The organism is Paenibacillus amylolyticus (assembly GCF_051136285.1).
In the GTDB taxonomy this organism is placed as follows: domain Bacteria; phylum Bacillota; class Bacilli; order Paenibacillales; family Paenibacillaceae; genus Paenibacillus; species Paenibacillus amylolyticus_F.
In genome coordinates this window covers 746,229-764,493 of sequence record NZ_CP194938.1, presented here as the reverse complement: position 1 = coordinate 764,493, position 18,265 = coordinate 746,229, and the positions used below count along the sequence as shown (strand labels likewise).

At 47.3% G+C, this 18,265-nt stretch carries 14 protein-coding genes; all 14 read left to right on the top strand.

The genetic code is table 11. The features are described from left to right. Window positions 1–118: 118 nt before the first annotated feature. The 14 genes from ACR8BL_RS03410 (at window position 119) to ACR8BL_RS03345 (ending at window position 18,256) form a co-directional block, all read left to right on the top strand. Entirely contained in the window at window positions 119–1,306 is a 1,188-nt protein-coding gene (locus ACR8BL_RS03410) for a GntR family transcriptional regulator (protein WP_434752999.1), read from the top strand. 317 nt (window positions 1,307–1,623) lie between these two features. Beyond that, window positions 1,624–2,925 (top strand): glycoside hydrolase family 125 protein, encoded by a 1,302-nt coding sequence (locus tag ACR8BL_RS03405; protein ID WP_434751311.1) that lies wholly within the window; start codon window positions 1,624–1,626, stop codon window positions 2,923–2,925. A 22-nt stretch (window positions 2,926–2,947) separates the two neighbouring features. Beyond that, window positions 2,948–4,327 (top strand): extracellular solute-binding protein, encoded by a 1,380-nt coding sequence (locus ACR8BL_RS03400; RefSeq protein WP_434751310.1) that lies wholly within the window; start codon window positions 2,948–2,950, stop codon window positions 4,325–4,327. 64 nt (window positions 4,328–4,391) lie between these two features. Next, window positions 4,392–5,258 (top strand): carbohydrate ABC transporter permease, encoded by an 867-nt coding sequence (locus ACR8BL_RS03395; RefSeq protein WP_090924060.1) that lies wholly within the window; start codon window positions 4,392–4,394, stop codon window positions 5,256–5,258. 27 nt (window positions 5,259–5,285) lie between these two features. Continuing rightward, window positions 5,286–6,110: a carbohydrate ABC transporter permease gene (locus tag ACR8BL_RS03390; protein WP_123063799.1), complete on the top strand. Its 825-nt coding sequence runs from the start codon at window positions 5,286–5,288 to the stop codon at window positions 6,108–6,110. Between the two features lie 12 nt (window positions 6,111–6,122). Beyond that, window positions 6,123–8,915 (top strand): alpha-mannosidase, encoded by a 2,793-nt coding sequence (locus ACR8BL_RS03385; RefSeq protein ID WP_434751309.1) that lies wholly within the window; start codon window positions 6,123–6,125, stop codon window positions 8,913–8,915. 297 nt (window positions 8,916–9,212) lie between these two features. Next, window positions 9,213–10,211 carry a Gfo/Idh/MocA family protein gene (locus tag ACR8BL_RS03380; protein ID WP_434751308.1) on the top strand — a complete coding sequence of 333 codons (999 nt, stop codon included), beginning with the start codon at window positions 9,213–9,215 and terminating at the stop codon, window positions 10,209–10,211. Window positions 10,212–10,478: 267 nt separating this feature from the next. Continuing rightward, window positions 10,479–11,402 (top strand): AraC family transcriptional regulator, encoded by a 924-nt coding sequence (locus ACR8BL_RS03375; RefSeq protein WP_434751307.1) that lies wholly within the window; start codon window positions 10,479–10,481, stop codon window positions 11,400–11,402. A gap of 12 nt (window positions 11,403–11,414) precedes the next feature. Next, window positions 11,415–12,530 carry a Gfo/Idh/MocA family protein gene (locus ACR8BL_RS03370; RefSeq protein ID WP_434752998.1) on the top strand — a complete coding sequence of 372 codons (1,116 nt, stop codon included), beginning with the start codon at window positions 11,415–11,417 and terminating at the stop codon, window positions 12,528–12,530. Between the two features lie 192 nt (window positions 12,531–12,722). After that, the gene (locus ACR8BL_RS03365) at window positions 12,723–13,436 is read left to right on the top strand and encodes a glycosyltransferase (RefSeq protein ID WP_434751306.1); all 714 of its coding nucleotides are present in this window, start codon (window positions 12,723–12,725) and stop codon (window positions 13,434–13,436) included. 268 nt (window positions 13,437–13,704) lie between these two features. Next, window positions 13,705–14,457 carry a FadR/GntR family transcriptional regulator gene (locus ACR8BL_RS03360; RefSeq protein ID WP_434751305.1) on the top strand — a complete coding sequence of 251 codons (753 nt, stop codon included), beginning with the start codon at window positions 13,705–13,707 and terminating at the stop codon, window positions 14,455–14,457. Beyond that, complete coding sequence (locus tag ACR8BL_RS03355; protein WP_434751304.1) at window positions 14,454–15,665, top strand: M20 metallopeptidase family protein; 1,212 nt, start codon at window positions 14,454–14,456, stop codon at window positions 15,663–15,665. The genes ACR8BL_RS03360 and ACR8BL_RS03355 overlap by 4 nt, the downstream gene beginning before the upstream one ends. Next, complete coding sequence (locus ACR8BL_RS03350) at window positions 15,662–17,233, top strand: ABC transporter substrate-binding protein (RefSeq protein WP_434751303.1); 1,572 nt, start codon at window positions 15,662–15,664, stop codon at window positions 17,231–17,233. The genes ACR8BL_RS03355 and ACR8BL_RS03350 overlap by 4 nt, the downstream gene beginning before the upstream one ends. A 105-nt stretch (window positions 17,234–17,338) precedes the next feature. After that, entirely contained in the window at window positions 17,339–18,256 is a 918-nt protein-coding gene (locus ACR8BL_RS03345; RefSeq protein WP_434751302.1) for an ABC transporter permease, read from the top strand. The last annotated feature ends 9 nt before the right edge of the window (window positions 18,257–18,265 follow it).

Sequence of the window (18,265 nt, the reverse complement as noted above, 5' to 3'; positions counted from 1 at the left end):
CTTGCCGTTTTTTGGTTTAATCTATGCATACGTACAATAATTCTCATCTTTCCTTCACTTTAATGATATATCATGATATATTAGGGTATAAGACTGATGAAGTGAAGTGTTTATGGAGGTGCTTGTATTGGGGAAAGACTCGGCTTCCAAGCCGATGTATGAACAGATATTTGAGTCGTTGAGAGAACGAATACAGCAGCAGCAATATAAAATTGGTGATCGTGTTCCATCGGAAAAAGAACTATGTGACGAATTCGGCGTGAGCCGGATTACAACGAAGAAAGCGCTGGAAATGCTGGCAAATGAACAGTTAATTGTTCGACAGCCGGGACGTGGTTCTTTTGTGGCTGATACTGCCTTGGATGAGTTAGGACGTGAAGCTGCGTCAGCAGCAACCAAAGGACTTAGGCAGGAGCGTAAACTGCTCATTGGTCTGGTCATTACCAACTTCAGTGATATGTATGGAACGGAACTTTTATATGGCATGGAGGAAGCTTCACGAAAACATGACAGTTTTCTTGTACTTAGACGCTCTTTCGGTATTCCCGAGCAGGAGGAACAGTGTATTCGTGAGTTGCTGGAGCTTGGGGTAGACGGTTTGATTATTTTTCCTGCACAGGGGGAATATTTTAGTGACGAAATTTTAAAACTCGTTGTTGGAAAGTTCCCGTTTGTGATGATTGACCGTTATTTAAAAGGCATTCCCGCTTCTTCGGTCAGCACAGACAATGTCAGAGCAGCAAGAGAAGGGACAAAGTATTTGTTTGATCTGGGGCATCAGCACATTGCCTTTCTGACGCAACCTCCAGTGAATACAACGACCATTGAGGAACGAATTGAAGGTTTTATTGAGGCACATAACGAACAGGGTATACTTGTGAATCGAGAAATGTGGGTGGAGTCGATCCTTTCGTCCTTGCCGAATGAGTTCGATCCTGAAGCCAAGCATCGTGACGTGCAGAAGCTCGTTGCCCATTATCAAAAACACCCGCAGATTACAGCGGTTTTTGCCGCTGAATATGACATTGCTCTGCTTGCGTTAGCGGCCGCAGAACAACTGGATATGCGCGTACCCGAAGAACTGTCCATCCTCTGTTTTGACAGTCCGCATACCGAAAGGCACTCGCGAATCACCCACCTCAAGCAGAACCAGTTTGATATGGGGGAAAAGGCGTTTGAGATGGTGTTGCAGCATATGCACGCTCAAGAACCCAGCGGGGTCAAGCGTGTTGTACTGCCTGCATCCTTGGTGAAGGGGACATCGACAAGTCAGGTAAGAGAGCATGCGGTTTCTCAACCCAAATAAGTGGGTGAGGTTCAGAAGTTTGATGGACATGATGGAGAAGAGTATACGAATATAATGGAGGCTTCGGTGACGGAGTCTCTTTTTGTTGTGCAAATGCAAGCCAGGAAACATCCCGGTTCCAATATAAAATTGTGACGGGTTGAATACAAGGCCTATTGTGCATATGATCTTATTGCCTTTAATGACAAAAGTTAACATATCATTTGAATGATTTTATTCAAATAACATGATGATATAAAATTAAATATATTGACATAACATTTAATTCGTTTTAGGATGATGAAAGCGGTTAAACTTTTGATGTTTAAGGAGGACTCATGCACACAACGAGAAAAGATCAGAACATTTCTCCTTCCATTCAGCAGATGATCAGCAAAGTGAAGGCTGGCTTGCCAGACCATCCCAAGCTTGTGGAGATGTTTGAAAACTGCTTTACCAATACATTAACAACGACGATTCAGCGTAAGGAAGACGGAACAACATTTGTCATCACCGGGGATATTCCCGCAATGTGGCTCAGGGATTCCGCAGCTCAGGTCAGACCGTATCTCATTCTTGCTTCCGAAGATCAGGAACTGTCGGATATGATCGCCGGGCTGGTTGAAAGGCAACTGAGATACATTCTGTTAGACCCTTATGCAAACGCTTTTAACGAAACAGAGAGTGGTAATGGCCATCAATCGGACCTAACGGATATGAATGCATGGATCTGGGAGCGGAAATACGAGATCGATTCACTGGCGTATCCGATTCAGCTTAGTTACCTGTTATGGAAAAACACAGGCCGAACCGATCAGTTTAATGCCACGTTCCGTGACGCCGTCAACGAGATCATCTCTTTATGGCAAGTGGAGCAGCATCATGAGAGCCGTTCCCCATATACATTTCAGCGTCTGGACGCCCCCGAGACGGATACACTCGGAAGAGAAGGCCGAGGCACGGAGACAGCTTATACGGGCATGACCTGGTCCGGTTTCCGTCCGAGTGATGACAGGTGTGAGTACGGATATCTGATTCCATCCAATATGTTCGCGGTGGTAGCCCTCCGATATGTAGAGGAGATTGCATTTGCGCTACTGGATGAACCTGTGCTGGCTGAGGCAGCTCGGAAACTAGCGGAACAGATCGATGAAGGGATTCGGAAATACGGAATTGTGGAACATCCTGACTACGGGACAATCTATGCGTATGAAACGGATGGAAAAGGCAATCACAACCTGATGGATGATGCCAACGTACCAAGCCTCCTGTCTTTACCTTATCTCGGTTATGTTTCGGAAGATGACGAGATCTATCAGAACACCCGCCGATTCATTTTGTCCGCACAGAACCCTTATTTTTACGAAGGTTCTGCGGCTTCCGGAATGGGTAGTCCGCACACACCGGAAGGATATATCTGGCATATCGCTTTATCGATGCAGGGACTGACCTCCGTGGATCTGAAAGAAAAAATGAACATGCTTCAGCTGATCCAGCGGACGGATGCGGATACAGGTCTGACGCATGAAGGTTTCTCGGCGAATGATCCACATGAGTATACCCGTCCATGGTTTTCCTGGTCCAACATGTTATATAGCGAACTAGTTATGGATTATTGCGGATTCCGCATACAGAAATAGGACAAAAAAAGGAGACCCCGACATGAGAAAATTTTCGATGAAACTGCCAGTGGCAGCTGTGATGACTTCTTTGCTTATTCTGACGACTGCTTGCTCAAGCGGCAGTACTTCCACAGGTACGACTAGCGATGGAAAAAAAGAAGTAACTGTATCGTTCCGTTCCTCCGGTTCAGAGGATACTCTAACGAAGTTTTTTAAATCCGGATTGGTCGAGCAGTTTGAGAAGGAGCATCCTGATATCCAGATCAACATAGCCCCTGTGCTTGCAAGTGAAGGCGATTACACCTCCAAAATGGTGTTACAGATGAAGTCGCCGGATACTGCCCCTGACGTCATTGCCGAGGATACCTCCATCATTAAATCGGACGCGGCAGCAGGTTATCTGCAACCTTTGGACGAGCAGGTGAAAGGCTGGGCGGATTGGAACGACAAAATTATCGATAACCTGAAAGCCGGAGTAACCGGCGAGGATGGCAAAATATATGGTATACCAGCCACTTCAGATACACGCGGCATCTGGTATAACAAAGAGCTGTTCCAGCAAGCTGGACTGCCTGTTCCGTTCAAACCGGCAAGCTGGAATGAAGTTCTTGAAGCAGCGCGTATGATCAAGCAGAAGCTGCCCGGCGTAACGCCGCTGAATCTCATTGTGGGTAAAGCCAACGGTGAAGGTGTAACGATGCAGACGTTGGAGATGTTGTTGTATGGTACAACGGATACGCTCTACGACGATGCAACGAAGAAATGGGTTGTGAACAGCCCGGGGTTGCTGGACTCCTTCAAATTCATTGATCAGGTGTTCAACCAGGACAAAACTGGACCAACCATGCAAGTAGCACTCAACGGACAAGCAGGAAGCATTGCGTTCCAGCAGCAATTTCCACAAGGCAAGCTGGCAATGGCGGTTGATGGAAGCTGGGCTGGTTCCACATGGGCAGCAAATGGGGCTGCTCCGATTCCGAATGTAGAAGAAAAAATCGGTTTTGCACCGTTCCCGACACAAAATGGGCAGGAACCAGGTGCGACCACGATGTCTGGAGGCTGGGCATGGTCCGTTCCCGCTCAGGCGAAGAATAAAGAAGCGGGCTGGACATTTATTGAGTTTCTGATGAACAAAGACAATGCAACAGCGCGTGTTGTTGCCGAAGGCAGTCTCAGTCCACGCAGCGATTCAACAGAAGTGGAAGGATACACGGATCGCCCTTATACGAAGGAAGCGCAAGAGCTGTTGAATGTGGCTCACTTCCGTCCGGCCAATGATCAATATGCAGCGGTATCTGCTCAATTGCAAAGCATTGTGGAGAGCATTGCCTCTGGCAAACTCACACCGGAAGATGCCATCAAGCAATTCAAGGATAATGTCTCCCGATCGGTGGGAGCGGAGCATATCGAAGAAAAATAACATCGATAGATTCGGAGGGGGAGCGAAAAACTCCCCTTTTTCCGGTTCGAATGGAGAGTGACGTATGAAAAGAAAAGCCCCGGGCTCATTTCTGTTTCTGATGCCTTCCGTAACGCTGTTACTGGTGTTTTTTATTGTGCCGATTGTGCTGACGATCTGCTTCGCCTTTACCAATATGGCATTGACAGGTGCCGCAGCCAAAAGCCTGGAATTCGTAGGATTCCAAAACTTTATCAACATGTTTCAAGACCCAGACTTTCGAATCAGTGTATGGCGTACGCTGGTATTTCTGATCTTCTCCGCAGTGATTGGTCAGGTGGTGCTCGGATTTATTCTTGCATTACTTATGAAAGAAAAAAATGTTACCTTCCGCCGAATCATCGGCATTATTGTTATCGCTGGTTGGGTCACGCCGGAAATTGTTGTGGCGTTCTGTATGGTAGCCTTTTTCAGTGACAATGGTTCACTGAATCAGATTCTGGGCTGGTTCGGCGTGAGTCCAATCTCGTGGCTGTTCAGTTTTCCCATGGTGAGTGTCATTATCGCCAACATCTGGCACGGAACGGCTTTTTCCATGATGGTTTATCAGTCTGCACTGGATGATATTCCGAAGGAAGTCGAAGAGGCAGCCATTATTGACGGTTCCACCGGATTCCAGATCATTCGCCATATCACCATTCCAATGGTGAAAGGCTCTATCGTTACCAATATGATGCTGGTTACTTTGCAGACGCTGGGTGTGTTTACCCTGATTTATACAATGACGGGTGGTGGCCCGGGTACATCTACACAGACCTTGCCTATATTTATGTATAATCAGGCATTTGTGAATTACCAATTCGGATATGGTACAGCCATTTCTCTTGTGCTACTGTTCATTGGCATTATCGCCAGCCTGTTCTACATCCGTTCAATGAAAGTAAAAGTGTAACGATGAAGGAGGTGTCATGTTCTTATGATGGTCAAACACGGTATTCAACGCAAAATCCAGTACGGTATTCTGGTTTTCCTCGGCCTATGTTTTTTATTGCCGTTACTTTGGATTATTCTGGCATCCTTTGATCCGAACGCACAGCAAGGCATCAAGATGCCTGCAACGTGGACACTGCAAAATTTCAAGGATGTACTTGGGGATGAAAGTAATCTGCGCTCGTTCGGGGTAGGTCTGATTCTGTCAGGAGGGCAGGCGGCACTTGTTGTCGCTGTATCTGTGCTGGCGGCCTATCCATTATCACGCTACGAAATGCGGTTTAAGAAAAGCTTTTTATTATCCATTCTGTTTATGACTGCTTTGCCGATTACAGCTGTAATGGTGCCGGTGTTCCAGATGTTCCTGTTCTTCAAAATGCAAAATTCCATTATTGCCACAATGCTTTTCCTGACGGCTTCATCTCTTCCATACGGAATCTGGATGATGAAAAACTTCATGGATTCTGTTCCGATTGATCTGGAAGAATCCGCCTGGATTGATGGTGCATCGGTCTGGAGAGGCTTGCGAAGCATTGTTGCTCCGCTGATGCTGCCAGGCATTGCAACCATTGCGATCTTTACCTTTTCAGGCAGCTGGGGCAACTTTTTTGTACCTTACATCTTGCTTCAGACTCCGGAGAAATTGCCGGCATCAGTCACGATTTATCAATTTTTCGGTAGTCATGGCATGGTGGAATACGGCAGATTGGCCGCATTTTCGATGTTATACACGATGCCTTCGGTAGTACTCTATATTTTCTCTCAGCGTTATATGTCCAAAGGATTCAGCATGGGCGGAGCGACAAAAGGATAGGAGGATACACATATGACGAACCAAAAAACAGCGCATCTGATCTCGCACACGCACTGGGATCGGGAATGGTATATGCCATACGAGCATCATCATGTGTTACTGGTTGAACTGATGGACAAGCTGCTGGGTACGCTCGACCGGGACCCGGAATATCGGTACTTCCATCTCGACGGACAGACCATCATTCGGGAAGATTATTTACAAGTTCGGCCAGACCAGCAAGAGCGTTTGGATCGTTACATTCGTGAGGGACGCATTCAATTTGGCCCGTGGTATGTGCTTCAGGACGAGTTTCTGACGAGTAGTGAGGCTAACTTGCGCAATCTGCTCATTGGGCATCGAGATGCCAAACCTTTTGGAATCATCTCCAAAACCGGGTATTTCCCGGATTCGTTTGGCAATATGGGACAGGCTCCGCAGATTTTGCAGCAGGCCGACATCCAGAATGCGGTCTTTGGGCGCGGGGTAAAACCTACCGGCTTCAACAACGCTGTTGTGGATGCAGAAGCGTATGAATCTCCCTATTCAGAGATGATCTGGCGTTCCCCGGACGGTTCGGAAGTGCTCGGTATTCTGTTTGCCAATTGGTATTGTAACGGGATGGAAGTGCCTGTAAATCCGGAGAAAGCACGAGAATACTGGGATAAAAATCTGCAGGATGCCGAGAAATTCGCATCAACATCACATCTACTCTTCATGAACGGATGTGATCATCAACCTATTCAGACGGATCTGCCTGAGGCACTTCGTACCGCTTCCGAGCTGTACCCTGAAGTGAAATTTGTACACTCCAATTTTGAAGATTATATCGAGGCGGTATCGCAGCAGGTTCCTGATCATCTGACAACGATTGAAGGGGAGCTTCGCAGTCAACATACGGATGGATGGGGAACGCTGGTCAATACGGCCTCTGCGCGTGTGTATCTGAAACAGTTAAACCAGCGAGGTCAGACGTTGTTGGAAAAAGTAGCAGAACCCCTGGCAGCCATGGCCCATATAGCCGGGGTTAAGGAATACCCGCATCATCTGCTCACGCATGCCTGGAAGATGCTTATGCAGAATCATCCACATGACAGCATCTGTGGCTGTAGTGTAGATGAAGTGCATCGCGAGATGGTAACCCGGTTTGCCAAGAGCCGGCAACTCGCCGAGAAGCTGGTATGCCAGACCTCGCAAGCAATAGCGGAATGCATTGATGTGCAGAATGCAGAAGCTTGGGCAGAGGATGCCGTTTTGTTCACCGTGTTTAATACGGCTGGCTGGACGAGAAGCGGCATCATTGAGAAAGAACTGATCATAGCTAAGTCCTTTTTCCCGGAAGGTCCGAATCCGCAGGCTCTTGCACGCAGACTGGAAGAAATCGTGCTGCAGACATATCAGGTGACTGATGCAGAAGGCAATGTATACGCAGCCGAAATCCTTGACCTCGGTGTCCACTTTGGGTATGAGCTTCCGAAAGACCGCTTCCGTCAGCCGTACATGGCACGGAAAGTTAAGGTGATTTTTCAGGCAAATCATGTTCCGGCACTTGGATATCAGACGTATGGTCTGGTTCCTGTCGGGGAACGCGTAGAAAGGCTGACGTCTGACGTTGAAGTTAACGTTGATATTGAAGCGAACGTGATGGAGAATGAATATCTGCGAGTAAGTGTGGGGGAGAACGGAACGATCACACTGACCGATAAACGCTCTGGAACAGAATATAGCGGACTGAACGTTTACGAAAATACAGGGGATATCGGTAACGAATATGTGTATCGTCAGCCGGAAGGTGAGCAAGCGTTAACCACCGAACATCTCAAGGCTGAGCTGCGTCTTGTGGAGCATTCTCCCTATCGTGCTGTAATGGAAAGTATGCTGCATTGGAACATTCCAGCTGGGGCAGATGAGTTGTTTGAACGGGAGAAGCGTTACATGGTTCCTTTCACGGAGCGTAAGGCTCAGCGTGTTCAGGATACTGTTCCTCTCACGATCACAACAACATATACACTGGAAGCAGGCAGTGATATGGTCAAGGTAAAGACTGAATTTAACAATCAGGCCAAGGATCATCGTCTGCGTGCACTGTTCCCTTCCGGGCTGATGACGGACAATCATTATGCCGATTCCATCTTTGAAGTTGCCAAACGGCCGAACACGCCGGCGAAGGAGTGGGTGAACCCGAGCAATGCGCAGCATCAGCAGGCATTTGTTCATGTAACCGATGGTAACGCTGGGCTGATGATCGCGAACAAAGGACTCAATGAATACGAGATTAGGCAGGAAACCGTAGGAAGTACGATTGCTGTTACCCTTCTGCGAGCTTCATCCGAGTTGGGAGACTGGGGTGTTTTCGAGACACCGGAAGCTCAATGTCTAGGGTCTCAGTCGGTGGAGTATGCTATCCTTCCGTTTGCAGGCGATGCAGCGAAATCAGGTGCTTGTGCAAGTGCGTATACGTATCCTATCCCGTGGACGACAGTGCAACTCGGAACACGGGCTTATACGTATGAGCAGGAAGCACAGCCAGTAAAGGGAACGAATAGAGGGGAACTGAAATTACCACTGAGCAAACAGTGGCTTAACTGGCAAGCCGAGAATTCAACGCTGGCATTTTCTACATTGAAGATTGCGGAAGAAACAGGAGATGTCATTGCGCGTTGGTTCAACTTGAGTGCTGATTCGGCTGATTTACATGTGCAGACTGGTTTTGAGTGTGCCTCCACTTATGAGAGCGATGTGCTTGAACGGGTGAAGGGTGCGATTGAAAATCATCAGACGGTGGCGGGGCATAAAATCGTTACTCAAGGTTACCGGCATGTGTGATACAGAACGAATAACAGAGTTAGCTGAAGTTTAGAGTTAAAATGTTGGATCAGAAGCCGCCTTCGAGCGGCTTTTTCATGTTTAGGGAGATTGCAGGCGGCTTATCTTATGAGCTTAGCCAACACGCAGTGGAGAATATCTAAGAGAATGAAAAGTTGGATGTACATAGAGTTTTATAGATACCATGTCGTAATATTATATATGAATTGTCGTGAGTTTCGATTAAAAATAGATGGATCATGTGATACCTTATAGATACATTGTCAGAATATTATATACTACGGAGGGAAGACACTCGTGACCATTCGAATCGGCAAAATCAGTTTATGGCATGTTCATGCATGGGACTACATTAAGCAAGCACAGGAACACGAGGATACAGTGATGGCAGGTGTATGGGATGAAGATCCAGAGCGTGGGCAGGAAGCCGCTGATCGCTTGAACGTGCCTTTCTATGCATCGCTTGCGGATATGTTAGCTCAAGACAACATTGATGCGGTAATTGTGGATGCACCCACACGTCTACATGAAGAGGTGATTACGGCTGCTGCCAAGGCAGGCAAACATATTTTCACTGAAAAAGTCATTGCTGCGACACAAGTGGAATCTAATGCTATCCTGAGAGTAGTTCAGGCAAACCGGGTCAAAATGACCGTTTCTCTTCCACGTCTATATGCAGGGTATACAGCCACTATTCAAGATGTCCTTGAGCGAGGATTACTAGGCCAGGTTACATACGTGAGGGCACGATTATCTCATGATGGAGCCATCACTGACTGGTTGCCGCCGCATTTTTATAGCCTCCAGGACTGTCAGGGCGGTGCATTGATTGATCTGGGCTGTCACCCGATGTATTTAACCCGGTTGTTTCTGAATCAGGAAGTGACAGACGTACACGCACACTTTGGTTATATCACAGGCAAAGAAGTTGAAGATAACGCAGTGGCAACACTCTCCACATCATCAGGAGCCATCGGGGTAGTGGAAGCGGGATTCGTGAATAGTCACTCGCCGTTTGCCATTGAAATACATGGCACCGAGGGCACGTTGTTATATGGTACGCCTGAGCCAAAATTGTTGATGCGTACGAAAGCAGCGGAAGGGCAGTATACCGATTGGACCGAAATTCCTGTTGCTGAAAATGTGGAAAGCGCATTCAATCAATGGATATCCCATATCCAGCAGGATACAGAAGACAGCGCCAACATCAACATGGCGATGGAATTAACTCGTCTGATGGAAGCAGCCAATCGCTCAGCGAAGGAAGCAAGACGGATTTCGCTGACTGAGTTGTGAAGTTTTTGATAAGAGGGCCATACAGGATTAGATTGGATTATATAAGTTGAATGATTTATTTGCACTGCGTTCGCCTAAAAGCTTTCTGAAAGAAAGCTACATCGGAAGCATACGCTTATCAACGGATTTTCCCTTTGGAAAAGGGAATCAAAAAAATCTGGGGATAACAGCGATTGTAAGGTTATCCTGTCATCGGAGTGGACTGTGTAAAACCCTTAGTTCAACTTATATAGATTCGTCCTGTAAGGCGTTAAGGAGGAAGGCATCTTGAGTCTGTATCCGTATGAGAAAATGCTTGATCGGCAGGATCTCCTGGAGCGGCTTGATATTACCGTGGTATGGGGGCATTACGAGATTCGTGTGCTGCGATTTCATCTGACGACGTTTCCCGCGGGACGTATTGTCGATTTTCATAACCATGCGGAGTATGAGTTTCATCTGATCCCTAGAGGTAGAGGCAGGGTTATCATTGATGAGCAATCCCATGCGCTATCGGAAGGCATGCTCTATCTCACTGGGCCGGGGGTTGTTCATTACCAGGAGGCTGATGCCGAGCAGGATATGGATGAGCTGTGTCTTCATGTGGATATCGTGCACGAACCAAGAGAGCACGTCGACCCATGGGAAGCTGCGGAATCGGAAGAAACGATGGAGAAACTGAAGACACTTCCACATGTTCCGGTTCAGGATTATCACCGGGCGATGCTCTGTTTTCTCGAAGCCTATGAAGCCTGTGATCACAAGATGGTCGGATATTATACCTCGATCAAACAGCTGGTCGTTAGCATTTTACTAAAAACGGTTCGCGCTTATGATACAGGCGGGATTCGAGCCGAAGCACCCGTAAGGGATATGGCGGTGTACCGATATGATTATGCCGTTCAGTACATGGAGGCCAATCACACATCTGCAGTTACGCTGGAGCAAGTTGCCGAGAAGCTGAATATTAGTAGCCGCCAGTTGCAACGAATCTTTAATCAGATCCAGCCAGGTATGCCGTTCAGTCGTGTGCTGGAGGACATTCGCCTGCGTGAGGTGTGTCGTAATCTACAGGAGAGCAACGAGTCCATCGAGCAGATTGCGCTTGCTTCCGGTTTCAACAACGCGAATTATTTACATGCTGTGTTTCGTAAACGACTCGGGATAACCCCGTCGGCTTTTCGCAAAATGAAACAACCAATACTAAAGTGAGGGTGACTTATGATGAATAAAGTGTATCGCATTGGAATTATCGGTTGTGGCGGGATCGCAAACGGCAAACATCTGCCAAGTCTGAGTAAATTGAATAACGTGGAGCTGGTTGCTTTCTGTGACATTGTGGAAGCGAGCGCTATTGAGGCGAAGAAACAATATGGTTCAGTGGATGCAAAGGTATACACGAATTACCAGGAGTTGCTGAAGGATGCGTCGCTGGATATTGTACATGTGCTTACACCGAATATTTCCCACGCAGAGATTTCGATTGCTGCGCTGGAGGCAGGCAAACATGTCATGTGTGAAAAACCGATGGCGAAGACAGCGGCAGAAGCACAGCTTATGTTGGAAGCCGCAGAACGTACGGGGAAAAAACTGACCATCGGATACAACAACCGTTTCCGTCAGGACAGTATGGTTCTGAAGCAGCTGTGCGAGGCTGGGGAGCTGGGATCGATTTATTTTGCCAAAGCCCATGCCATTCGCAGAAGAGCCGTTCCAACTTGGGGTGTCTTTCTGGATGAAGAGAAACAAGGTGGCGGGCCATTAATTGATATTGCAACACATGCACTGGATCTGACGTTATGGATGATGGACAATTATCAGCCGAAAGTTGTGCTTGGTACGACGCATCACGAGCTCTCCCAGAGAGAAAATGCAGCGAATGCGTGGGGACCGTGGGACCCTAAGAAGTTCTCGGTGGAGGATTCAGCCTTTGGTATGATTGTTATGGAAAACGGGGCAACCATCATGCTGGAATCCAGCTGGGCGCTGAACTCACTTGATGTGGATGAGGCTAAATGCAGTCTGAGTGGCACCGAGGCAGGGGCTGACATGAAAAATGGACTGCGTATTAACGGCGAGAAGTTCAGCCGCTTGTATACCAGTGAAATAGAACTCAGCTCGGGCGGCGTGGACTTCTATGAAGGACAGTCCGAAAATGCGCCGGATGTAGAGATGCGCAAATGGATTGAAGCGATTGATCAGGATTTGGAGCCTGTAGTTACACCGAAGCAGGCACTGGTCGTATCGCAAATTTTGGAAGCTGTTTATGAGTCGGCACGAACAGGTAAAGCTATTTATTTTAATAATAACGCAGAAGGTAAAATCAATTTTACTTTTTGATGCCATTGCCCTCGTTGTGCTACAAAGCAATGAGTAATAAGTAATATGGAAAAGTTGTTCTCCGAAACCTTTGTCCGTTTATCCGGGCAGAGGTTTTTGTGTTATTTTTCAGGACTAGGGGGGAGCAGTCTATACCTGGTATGAATCAAGCACATAGGATGACAGAAAATGAGCTGAAAAGAGGGGGATGTTTTGACCAGACGTCATACTTCTCTGGGAGTATCCATCGTTGTTTGCACCAATCGTCCGCAATTTCTTGATAACATCCTGCAAAATTACAATCGTCAGCGTTACAAAGGAAAGGAACTGATCATCATTCTGAATCTGGACAGGATGAACCTGCGTTTGATTCGGAAAAAAGTACAGAAATACGCCAATGTCCACGTATACCGGGTACCTGAGAGGGTATCACTGGGGCAGTGTCTGAATGCCGGAATAACGAGAGCCCGCTTTTCACTCCTTGCGAAGATGGATGATGATGACTACTACTCTCCTTACTATCTGGAAGAACAAGTACATGCACTCCGGCGAACTGGAAGTGATATTGTGGGCAAACACTCCTGTTTGGTTTATCTGGAAGCATCCCGAACATTGTTGGTAAGGTCACCGGGCGAGAGTAATAAACCTGTGGAATTTATTCAGGGAGGCACGTTGCTATTCAGGAAAAAGGTGTTAAAAAGAGTTCGCTTCACCGATCGTTCTGTTGGAGAAGATGTCACATTTCTTAGACAATGCAGAAAGAGAGGGTACAAAACGCATGCAACCTCACCTTACAACTATGTATATCTTCGCAGGCAAAACAAGGCAAGTCATACCTGGAGAGCGGAGGATCAGTTCTATCTCGAAGGAAGCGAGCGTCTGGCTGTAACCCGAAATTTCAAACCTTTTGCCAATAAAGAGCTATAGAAGATCGACAAATAGGGGATAAGGGTGTCCTATTCGTTCTCGTTTGCAAAAAAAATGATAGGTGCATATTCTCAATTTAAAGAGGTTCTGACCCGTGGCAGAGCGTCTTTTTTCTGTTGGTCAAGTTAATCTTCATCTAATAGATTGTAATTTTGAGATGATTAATAAAATAAATATTGGATTTTATCAAAAAAGTATTGCATATAAGTTTAGTCGGAATTATATTAATGGTATAAGGTCTAGACCATATACAGATCGGAGTGTTTAGATGTCTAATCCATTCTCCTTTCATTTCGAAAAAGTATCGACTAAAAAGGTTAGTGAGTTTATTCGGGAGCAGCTGGAGGAAGCCATTATTTTAAAAGAGTTGATGAGTGAGGAGCAGCTTCCGGCTGAACGGGATTTAGCCGAGATGTTCAATGTAAGCCGCATTACGGTTCGCGAAGCGCTCTCCGCACTGGAAGATAAAGGACTGATTGAAAAAAGAGTTGGAGCCAAAGGTGGAACCTTCGTCCTTCCACTGACAGCCAACTCGCATAAACGTACAAGAGAAGAGATCAAACGCGGCTGGGCTCAGATGCTCAAAGTGTTTGAATATCGGACGATTATTGAGCCGGAAGCGGCTTTTCTGGCTGCCGAGCGGATCACCGCAGGTGAGCTGGAGCTTCTTCATAACTATGTGGAGCAGAGCATCGAGCCGGATTGTACGAGGGAGTGGTTCAGAGCATTGGATGTGAAATTCCATCTGACCATAGCCAAAGCGTCGGGTAATCCGTACTGTGAGAGAGCTGTCAGACAGATTCGAACCAAGATTAACCCGGCGCTGGATCTGATGCCTTACGATGAACGAATCCGTTCCGTGAACTACGAGGTACATATGGAGATTCTTGAAGCGCTGAGGTCACGAGAAAGCATAAAATCCAGAGATACGATGAAAAGACATATTGAGTTCTCGGCTGATGCCATCTATGCACGGCTGGTGTCTGAATCAAAAGTACACGAAAGGAATGACAGCCAATGAAACAATCGGATTTAATACAGCTGGCTCAGCCATTGCAAGCCAAGTTAAGTGCCTGGCGCAGAGACTTACATCGCCATCCGGAGATCGGTTATGAGGAACATCGTACTTCTGCTATTGTAGCTGATCATCTGGAAAGCCTTGGACTTGAGGTTACCCGTCATGTTGGACAGACCGGAGTAACCGGCCTGCTTCGTGGAGAGACAGATGGCCCTACCTTTGCACTTCGGGCTGACATGGATGCCTTGCCTATTGAGGATCAGAAAACGGTGGAATATCGTTCGACTATGAAAGGTAAGGCTCATCTCTGTGGTCATGACGCGCACACATCCATCTTGATGGGGGCAGCTGAACTGCTCACAGGGCTTGGCAAACCCAAGTCTGGCAATATCAAGTTCATCTTTCAACCTGCGGAAGAAGGACTTGCCGGTGCAAGATCCATGATTCAAGATGGGGTACTCGAAAATCCAAAGGTGGATGCGATTGCGGGTCTTCACATGACGCCCGGTCAGGACACGGGAACAGTGGGTGTGAGTCAGGGGGTTGCCTTTGCATCAGCTGATCCGCTTGTCATCAAGATTCATGGTCAGGGAGGTCACGCAGCTCGACCGCATGAAGGCATTGATGCCATTGCCGTATCGGCTCAGGTAATTACTGCATTGCAAAACGTAGCCAGCCGGATGGTTGACCCGCTTGAACCTGTCGTTGTCACGATTGGTAAAATTACCGGAGGTTATATGGGAACCGCTATTGCACCTGAAGTAGAGATGATCGGAACGGTTCGCACCTTGTCTCCTGCTGTGCGCGAACGGATGCCAGCCCTGATCCAGCAAGTAGTGAGCGGGGTGTGCAGTTCATTCGGAGCTGAATGTGAGGTTGTCTATGGGGACGGTTATCCGGTTGTGGTGAATGACCTTGGTATGGTTGATCTGCTGACCGATATCTGTGACGAGGTTAATGCGCAGAAGGGGTGGAGTTATATCAAACCGTCGACAGGCGGGGAAGATTTTGCTTTTTATTGCGAACATGTACCTGGTGTGTTCTTCCGACTGGGATCAGGCAATGAAGAGGCACGTACACGGTATCCGCTTCATCATCCGAAGTTTGATCTTGACGAAACGGTTATGCCATATGGCGTAGGCCTGTTGTCAGCAATTGCGCTTGAATTTTTGGCTAGAAATACAACTTCCAAGGGGGAAGAATCACAATGAAAAAGAGACAATGGACAGGCTTGTGGATTACCTTGCTGGCAATCGTGATGGTACTGAGTGCATGCGGCGGAGGCAACAAAGGTGCGACGAACAATACAGCATCTGAGGGAAGCGGGAGCAAAGGTGCAGCTGCCAGTAACACGTTAACGATTGCGGCAGCAACGGATATTGAAAGCTTTGATCCACACAACAATAACAATACCGCTAGTGAAGCTGTGCTTGTAAACGTGTTTGATTATTTGATCAAAAATGACAGTCAGCAGAAAAAGGTATCTGCGCTCGCCACTTCATGGGAGCAAGTGAACGATACAACATGGAGATTCAAGCTGCGTGAAGGCGTAACATTTCACAATGGTGATCCGTTCACATCCGCTGATGTAAAGTTTACGCTGGAACGTGTAGCTAAAGATAATACGCTGAAACAAAATAGTTACTTCAAAAATATCGTTGAAGTTAAAGCAGTGGACGAGCATACAGTAGATATCATTACCGATGGACCAGACCCGTTGCTACTTAATCGTTTGTCCAAAATGGGTGCTGGCATCCTGCCAGCAAAATATATTGCAGACAAGGGTATGGATGCGTTCCTGAAAGAGCCAGTAGGCACCGGACCATACAAATTCAGCAAATGGACGAAGGACGACCGTGTTGAGCTTGTGAAAAATGATAAGTATTTTGGTGGTGAGCCGAAGTGGAATGAAGTGGTGTTCCGGGTGATCCCTGAAGCTTCCACGCGTGTCTCCGAATTGCTTGCTGGCGGAGTTGATGTTGCTGCAGCGATCCCGCCTACGGACATTGCACGTGTCGAAGGCGAAGCAGACAAAAAGATAGTCAAAGCACCAATTCAGCGTGTTCTCCAATTGATCTTCCGTCAGACTGAGGGCAGCATCACAGCTAATCCAAAGGTGCGTGAGGCGATTGATCTGGCGATCGACAAACAAGGTATTGTAGACAGCATCGCCGGCGGAGCGGGCATTGTTACACGCACATCTGTTACACCAGGCAACTTCGGTGCAGACCCGTCACTGTACAAAACATCGTTGTACGACTTGGAGAAAGCAAAACAACTGCTGAAAGAAGCTGGCTACGCTGAGGGGAAAGCAGAGATGACTATCTCAGTCTCTTCCCAGTACAAGGAACAGGCTGAAGTTGTTGCAGCGATGCTGGATCAGGCCGGATTCAAAATCAATCTGGACGTACTGGAGCCAAGTGCATTTAGCGAGCGATACAGCTCCAAATCATTCAAAGAAATTTTCATGATTGGTATTGGTAATTCCCTGTTTGATGCTTCGAACAACTATAACCGTTATATGGTGGAAGAAGCCAAAGGGGAGTCCGATTACAACAATCCGGAAGTGGAGAAGCTGCTGCAATCTGCACTTGTGAACATGAACCCTGAGTCTCGTGAAAAAGAATACCAGCAAGTACAGCAGATTTTTGCTGAAGAACGCCCGGCCGTGTATTTGTATCAGATGGAAGGCGTGTATGGAACCAATGACAAAGTGAACTTTGCACCACGCAGTGATGAGATGTTCTACGCGGACGAGATTACATCTGCTGCAAAGTAAAATCAGGTTTATAACCACCTGTCATTGCATCAGTAAGTCAGAACGGCAGGGACTGAATGAACAAGTTCCTGCCGTTCTTTTTTTGGAATAGGAGGTGAGCCGGGAGTGGGCAAATACGTATTTAAATCCTTACTGCAGGTCATTCCGGTCCTGTTTATTGTGTCATTAATCGTATTTATTCTTGTTCGGGTAACGGGTGATCCTGTTGCTTTGATGTTACCTGAAACGGCTACGGCAGAAGACCGGGCTGTGTTAACGCAGGCATTGGGGCTGGATCAGCCTCTGTACACACAGTATGTGAAATTTTTGGGCAATGCGATACAGGGGGATTTCGGTCAATCCTTCCGTTACGGGCAACCTGCACTGGAGCTCGTGCTGGAGCGATTACCTGCCAGTTTTGAACTGGCCGTAGCTGCGATGTTGTTTGCAGTATTGATGGCAGTGCCTCTGGGAGTGATCTCGGCGGTGAAAAGGAATACGTTTACCGATCTGCTCATTTCAGGCATTTCGGTGATTGGGAAGGCGATGCCGAACTTCTGGATGGGCATTATGCTGATCCTGCTGTTCTCCGTTATGCTGGGTGTTTTGCCCGTTTCGGGTCGGGGAGGGTTATCACATCTGATTCTGCCTGCATTTACGCTGGGCGTAGGACTTGCTGCACAGATGACAAGGCTGATCCGGTCAAGCATGTTGGAGATTCTGAATCAAGATTATATTCGCACGGCTCGCAGCAAAGGTCTCGGACGAATGACGGTGATTGCAAGACATGCGTTCCGCAACGGATTAATTCCGGTGGTGACGATCATGAGTCTTCAGTTCACCAGTCTGATCGGGGGTACCTTGATTACAGAAACGGTATTCTCTTGGCCCGGTTTGGGGCAACTGCTGGTTGTGGCTGTAAATACACATGATATGGCAATTGTACAAGCAGCTGTGTTTGTCATTGCATTTATTGTGGTGGTTGTAAATATTCTAACGGACGTGTCTTACAGACTGTTGGACCCACGTATCAAATATGACTAGAAGGAGGTG

Coding starts and splice junctions, on each gene's coding strand:
- ACR8BL_RS03385 (WP_434751309.1), top strand. CDS start 6,123: ATGACGAACCAAAAAACAGCGCATCTGATCTCGCACACGCACTGGGAT.
- ACR8BL_RS03350 (WP_434751303.1), top strand. CDS start 15,662: ATGAAAAAGAGACAATGGACAGGCTTGTGGATTACCTTGCTGGCAATC.
- ACR8BL_RS03400 (WP_434751310.1), top strand. CDS start 2,948: ATGAGAAAATTTTCGATGAAACTGCCAGTGGCAGCTGTGATGACTTCT.
- ACR8BL_RS03370 (WP_434752998.1), top strand. CDS start 11,415: ATGAATAAAGTGTATCGCATTGGAATTATCGGTTGTGGCGGGATCGCA.
- ACR8BL_RS03405 (WP_434751311.1), top strand. CDS start 1,624: ATGCACACAACGAGAAAAGATCAGAACATTTCTCCTTCCATTCAGCAG.
- ACR8BL_RS03390 (WP_123063799.1), top strand. CDS start 5,286: ATGGTCAAACACGGTATTCAACGCAAAATCCAGTACGGTATTCTGGTT.
- ACR8BL_RS03360 (WP_434751305.1), top strand. CDS start 13,705: ATGTCTAATCCATTCTCCTTTCATTTCGAAAAAGTATCGACTAAAAAG.
- ACR8BL_RS03355 (WP_434751304.1), top strand. CDS start 14,454: ATGAAACAATCGGATTTAATACAGCTGGCTCAGCCATTGCAAGCCAAG.
- ACR8BL_RS03395 (WP_090924060.1), top strand. CDS start 4,392: ATGAAAAGAAAAGCCCCGGGCTCATTTCTGTTTCTGATGCCTTCCGTA.